We start from the raw sequence: 2,625 nt of genomic DNA, 5'->3' as shown, positions 1-2,625 counted from the left end.
TGCGGCCAAAAAGGCCATGCGCGGCGTTGCAAAGCCTGGCCGGGGGGAAGCCCCGGCTGCGTTTTGCGCCTTGCGCATGGCCTTTTTGATCCGCAACGCATCTTGGAAAAATAGTGTGAACAGGCCCTAAGCTTAAGTCTGTACCCAAGTACGGAGTCAAGTGCCATGAACGATGCCCCTTCAAACACGTCCGCCCCCATGACCATCGGGGTGCTGGCCAAGGCCGCCGACGTCAACGTGGAGACCGTCCGCTTCTACCAGCGCAAGGGCTTGATGCCAGAACCCGGTCGGCCCGCTGGGGGCATTCGGCGCTACGGCGATGCAGACCGTTCCCGGTTGCACTTCATCAAATCGGCCCAGCGCCTGGGCTTCAGTCTGGATGAAATTGCGGAGTTGCTGCAGCTGGACGATGGCGCCAGCTGCGCGCAGGCTCGAACCAGGGCCGAAGCCAAGCTCGCCGATGTGCAGGCCCGCTTGGCCGACCTGCAACGCATGGAGGCGGCTTTGACCGACTTGATCCGATTGTGTGGTGCAACCCGTGGGAAGGTGCGCTGCCCATTGATCGACGCCTTGATGGGCGCTGCACCGAAATAGCGGGGGGTTCTGTTTCGGTGCCGGCTCAGAGCCCCAACGACTCGGCCAGGGCATCCATGCGCTGACTCACGCCCGGTGCCATGCGCATCACGCGGCCCCACTCGCGCTGGGTTTCCCCCGGCCATTTGTTGGTCGCGTCCATGCCCATCTTGCTGCCCAGCCCGCTCACCGGTGAAGCGAAGTCGAGGTAGTCGATGGGCGTGTTCTCGATCAGCATGCAGTCGCGCGCCGGGTCCATGCGCGTGGTCATGGCCCAGATCACTTCTTTCCAGTCGCGCACGTCCACATCTTCGTCCACGACCAGCACGAACTTGGTGTACATGAACTGGCGCAAGTGGCTCCACACACCCATCATCACGCGCCGCGCATGGCCGGGGTAGGCCTTGCGGATCTGCACCACGGCCATGCGGTAGCTGCAGGCTTCGGGTGGCAAATGGAAGTCGGTGATTTCCGGGAACTGGCGCTGCAGCAACGGGATGAACAATTCGTTCATCGCCAGGCCGAGCACGGCCGGCTCGTCGGGCGGTTTGCCGGTGTAGGTGGAGTGGTAGATGGCATCGCGGCGCTGTGTGATGCGCTCGACCGTGAACACCGGGAACTCGGCACGTTCGTTGTAGTAGCCGGTGTGGTCTCCGTAGGGGCCTTCCATGGCATGGGCCCAGCCACTGGGGTGGCTCGCATCGGGGTGGATGTGGCCTTCGAGCACGATCTCGGCCGTGGCCGGCACCTGGAGCGGCACGCCCAGCGCGGACACGATTTCGGTGCGCGCACCGCGCAGCAGGCCGGCGAACTGGTATTCCGACAGACTGTCGGGCACCGGCGTGACCGCGCCGAGGAGGGTGGCCGGGTCGGCACCCAGGGCCACCGCCACCGGGTAGGGTTTGCCGGGGTGCAGTTGGCAGTGGTCCCGGAAGTCGAGCGCGCCGCCACGGTGCGCCAGCCAACGCAGGATGAGCTGGTTGCGTGACAGCACCTGCTGGCGGTAGATGCCGAGGTTTTGCCGCGTCTTGTGGGGCCCGCGCGTGATGACCAGGCCCCAGGTGATGAGCGGCGCCACGTCGTCGGGCCAGCAGTGCTGGATGGGCAGACGGCCCAGATCCACGTCATCACCTTCCCACACCACGGCCTGACACGGCGCGCTGGATCGCTCCTTGGGCGTCATGTGCCACAGGGTCTTGAGCAGGCTGCTCAGGCCCACCATGTCTTTCATTCCTTGAGGCGCTTCGGGCTCCTTGAGCGCGGCCAGCACTTCGCCGAAGCGGCGCAGGTCGGCCAGCTTTTCAACGCCCATGGCCCGTGCCACGCGGGTGGTGGTGCCAAACAGATTGCCCAGCACCGGCAGGGTGTGACCGGGCACGTTTTCGAACAACAGCGCCGGCCCTTCGGCGCGCAACACGCGGTCGCACAGGGCGGTCATTTCCAGGTGGGGTGACACCGGTTCGCGCACGCGCTTGAGCTCGCCCGCACTTTCGAGCAAGGCCATGAAGTCGCGCAGGTCGCGGTAGGTCATTGGGACGCACCCCCTGCGCCGCTGCGCGTCTTCCCCCTCAAGGGGGACCACACGGGTGGCCCGGCAGAGCCGGTTCCACGGTGTGTGCTGGGAGTGTCATGGCGGGCATGCGGTTGCTCAGATGGTTAGGCCGTGACTTGGCGAACGTCCAGACCTTGCCAGCGGCTGCTAAGCGCGTGCGGCACGTCGAGCAGGTCGAGGGCGCGTGCCACGCTGGCGTCAACCACGTCGTCGATGGTTTTGGGACGCAGGTAAAAGGCCGGCACCGGCGGGCAGACGATGGCGCCCATCTCGGTCACGCTGACCATGTTGCGCAGGTGGGCCAGGTTCAGCGGTGTCTCGCGCGCCATCAGCACCAGGCGGCGGCGCTCCTTGAGCATCACATCGGCGGCGCGTGTGAGCAGGTCGTTCGACAGGCCATGCGCAATGGCGGCGAGCGTGCGCATGGAACACGGCGCGATCACCATGCCCGAACACTGGAACGAGCCACTGGCCGGCGCAGCGCCGATGTCGCGCGTGTC

At 65.9% G+C, this 2,625-nt stretch carries 3 protein-coding genes; 1 reads left to right on the top strand and 2 read right to left on the bottom strand.

Annotation, left to right across the window (positions count from 1 at the left end; genetic code table 11):
• Positions 1 to 165: 165 nt before the first annotated feature.
• Positions 166 to 594 (top strand): Hg(II)-responsive transcriptional regulator, encoded by a 429-nt coding sequence (merR, locus tag ABYB95_RS21135; protein WP_372661546.1) that lies wholly within the window; start codon positions 166 to 168, stop codon positions 592 to 594.
• 25 nt (positions 595 to 619) lie between these two features.
• Here the strand turns inward: merR and ubiD are convergent, their stop codons facing one another.
• A complete protein-coding gene (gene ubiD, locus ABYB95_RS21130) occupies positions 620 to 2,104 on the bottom strand; it encodes a 4-hydroxy-3-polyprenylbenzoate decarboxylase (protein ID WP_372661543.1) in 1,485 nt (494 codons plus the stop codon).
• Between the two features lie 125 nt (positions 2,105 to 2,229).
• Positions 2,230 to 2,625, bottom strand: a 396-nt coding sequence (locus tag ABYB95_RS21125) for a UbiX family flavin prenyltransferase (RefSeq protein WP_372661540.1), incomplete at its 5' end; no start/stop codon positions are given.

It is taken from the genome of Hydrogenophaga sp., assembly GCF_041633695.1.
Lineage (GTDB): Bacteria > Pseudomonadota > Gammaproteobacteria > Burkholderiales > Burkholderiaceae_C > Hydrogenophaga.
This window is presented reverse-complemented; position numbering and strand designations above follow the sequence as displayed.